Origin of the sequence: Guyparkeria sp. (assembly GCF_041687595.1) — a bacterium.
Taxonomy (GTDB): domain Bacteria; phylum Pseudomonadota; class Gammaproteobacteria; order Halothiobacillales; family Halothiobacillaceae; genus Guyparkeria.
Genome location: NZ_JAWLBP010000038.1, coordinates 1 through 2,570 on the forward strand (window position 1 = coordinate 1; position 2,570 = coordinate 2,570).

At 71.6% G+C, this 2,570-nt stretch carries 3 protein-coding genes; 2 read left to right on the forward strand and 1 reads right to left on the reverse strand.

The window, feature by feature from the left end; genetic code table 11:
* Positions 1 to 503, reverse strand: a 503-nt coding sequence (locus ACESL5_RS07005; protein WP_372592063.1) for an arylesterase, incomplete at its 3' end; no start/stop codon positions are given.
* A gap of 5 nt (positions 504 to 508) precedes the next feature.
* On the opposite strand from ACESL5_RS07005, the gene ACESL5_RS07010 reads away from it, so the two are divergent.
* Positions 509 to 1,240: an ABC transporter ATP-binding protein gene (locus tag ACESL5_RS07010; protein WP_372592064.1), complete on the forward strand. Its 732-nt coding sequence runs from the start codon at positions 509 to 511 to the stop codon at positions 1,238 to 1,240.
* Positions 1,237 to 2,570: ABC transporter permease (locus ACESL5_RS07015; RefSeq protein WP_372592065.1), on the forward strand; the 1,334-nt coding region annotated here is incomplete at its 3' end. The genes ACESL5_RS07010 and ACESL5_RS07015, both read left to right, overlap by 4 nt.

Consider the following 2,570-nt stretch of genomic DNA (forward strand, 5'->3'; position numbering starts at 1 on the left):
AGGCGGGTGAACATTTCGCGGAAGGGCTCGGCATAGGCCGGGCCGTAGTTGGTGGGCAACATGATGCCGAGCAGCACCACCCGCGCGCCGTCTTCGCAGGCCAGGTCGATCAGCCGCTGCAGGTTGGCCTCCACCCGGTCGAGCGGCAGGCCGCGCAGGCCGTCGTTGGCGCCCAGTTCCAGCAGCACCCAGTCGTAATCGCCCGTCTCGAGCACCTCGTCCAGGCGGGAGATGCCGCCGGAGGTGGTCTCGCCGCTGGCCGAGGCATTGGTGAGGTCGAACCGCCCGGGCGCACGCTCGTCGAGCCGTTCGCGCAGCCGCGCGACCCAGCCCTCGGCTTGGGGCAACCGATAAGCCGCAGAGAGCGAATCACCGAAGACCAGCACCCGGGTCGATTCCGGCGAATCGGCCCGCATCTCGCCTATACTCGCGACCGCCGCGACCAGGCAGAACAGCAGGGCCGCGCCCATACGCATCGACCGCAACCGACCGGAAAGCCGCATTTCACATGTCCTCATCCAAGTCATCCGCAAACGAGACCCGCCCCGTGCTGAACGTCAGCGGGGTGACGCAGACCGTGCGCACGCCCGAACCGCTCACCATTGTGCACGAGGCCTCCCTGCAAATCTTCCCCGGCGAGGCGGTGGCACTGGTGGGTCCGTCCGGGGCGGGCAAGTCGACCCTGCTGGCGCTGATGGCCGGCCTGGACACGCCCACCTCGGGGCGGATCGAGCTCGACGGCGTGGCACTGGAGAACCTCGACGAGGATGGCCGTGCCGCCGTGCGTGCCGGCAAGGTGGGTTTCGTATTCCAGTCATTCCAGCTGATCGACGGGCTCAATGCGCTCGAGAACGTCGCCCTGCCGCTGGAACTGGCCGGGGAGCGTGACGCCGAACGACGCGCACGCGAGGCGCTGATCGAGGTCGGGCTGGGAGAACGCCTGCGCCACATGCCGCGCCAGCTCTCCGGCGGGGAGCAGCAGCGCGTGGCACTGGCCCGCGCCTTCGTCGGCGAGCCGGACATCCTCTTCGCCGACGAGCCCACCGGCTCGCTGGACACCGCCACCGGCGAGCACGTCATCGACCTGCTGTTCCGCCTGCGCGAACGCCACCGCACCACCCTGGTTCTGGTCACCCACGATCCGGCTCTCGCCGCCCGCTGCGACCGCGGCTTCCAGGTGAAGGCCGGGCGCGTCGAGGCGTGGCAGCCGGACCCCGAGGCCCTGCGGGGCGAGTCATGAGCGCAAAGTCCCCCAACACCTGGCGGCTGGCCTGGCAGGGGCTGGTCCGGGAGGTGCAGAGCGGGCTGCTGACCCCCATGCTGCTCGCCTTGCTGGTGGCGGTCTCGGCGGTCACCGCCGTGGGGTTCTTCGTCGACCGGGTCGACGGTGCCATGCGCGCCCAGGCCGCCGAGTTCCTCGCCGCCGACGGCCGGGTGGAGTCACCCGACCCGCTCGACACGACGGCCGAACAGGCAGAGTCCCTCGGGCTCGACATCAGCCGACAGCTGACCTTCCCGACGGTGGTGGTCACCGGGGACCGGACCCTGCTCGTCGGCCTGAAGGCCGTCGACGACGCCTACCCCCTGCGCGGCACGCTGGGCATCGAGGCCGATGGCCAACCCCGCACGGTCGAGCAGGGGCCGCCTCCCGGCGAGGGCTGGCTGTCTCGACGGGCGATGCTGTCGCTGGACGTCGACGTGGGCGATGCGATCGAGGTGGGCCAGACGCGGCTGACCGTCACCGCCGTGCTCGAACGCGAGCCGGACGTGGGCAACGTCTTCTCGCAGGCCGCGCCCCGCCTGATGATCCATCACGACGACCTTGAGGCGACCGGGCTGGTCACCGACACCAGCCGGGTCGAGCATGCCCTGCTGGTCGCCAGCGACGCCGAGGACCGCAGGCAGCGCATCGACCGGCTCGAGGCCGGACTCGACGGCGGCCTGCATCTGGCGCGCCCGGAGACCAGCCAGCCGGCCTTCCAGACCGCCTTCGAGCGGGCCGGCCGCTTCCTCGGCCTGGCGGCGGTGGTCGCCGTTCTGCTCGCCGGTGCGGCACTGGTAATCGCGGCGCGCCACTACAACCGGGTCCAGCAGGACGCCGCCGCCCTGATGCGAGCGCTGGGCGCCTCCTCGCGCGTGATCGGGCGGATCTATCGCCTGCGCCTGCTTATGCTGGCCGTGCTCGCCGCCGTCCCGGGCATCCTCATCGGGGCGGTCGCGCAGTTGCTGCTGGCCGACCTGATGGCCTCGATGCTGGATGTCGACTTGCCCGCGCCGGGACTCGCGCCCGTGGGGCTGGGGCTGGCCGTGGCACTGGTCGCCCTGTTCGGCTTCGCCCTGCCCAGCCTGGTCCGGCTCCGGCATACCCCGCCGCTGCGGGTGCTCAACCACCAGGCCCAGGCCCCCAGCCCCGCCTCGGCGCTCCTGTTCGGGGCCGGTATCGGGGCCATCGCGCTGCTGGTCTGGTTCCAGGCCCGCGACACGACGCTCACCCTGTACGTGCTGGCCGGGTTGGCCGCCAGCGTGGCGGTCTTTCTGGGCGTAGCAGCGCTGCTGGTCACGCTGCTGCG

What these genes read in the sequence shown, in the direction of transcription:
- ACESL5_RS07010 (WP_372592064.1), top strand. Translation starts at nt 509, where the DNA reads ATGTCCTCATCCAAGTCATCCGCAAACGAGACCCGCCCCGTGCTGAAC.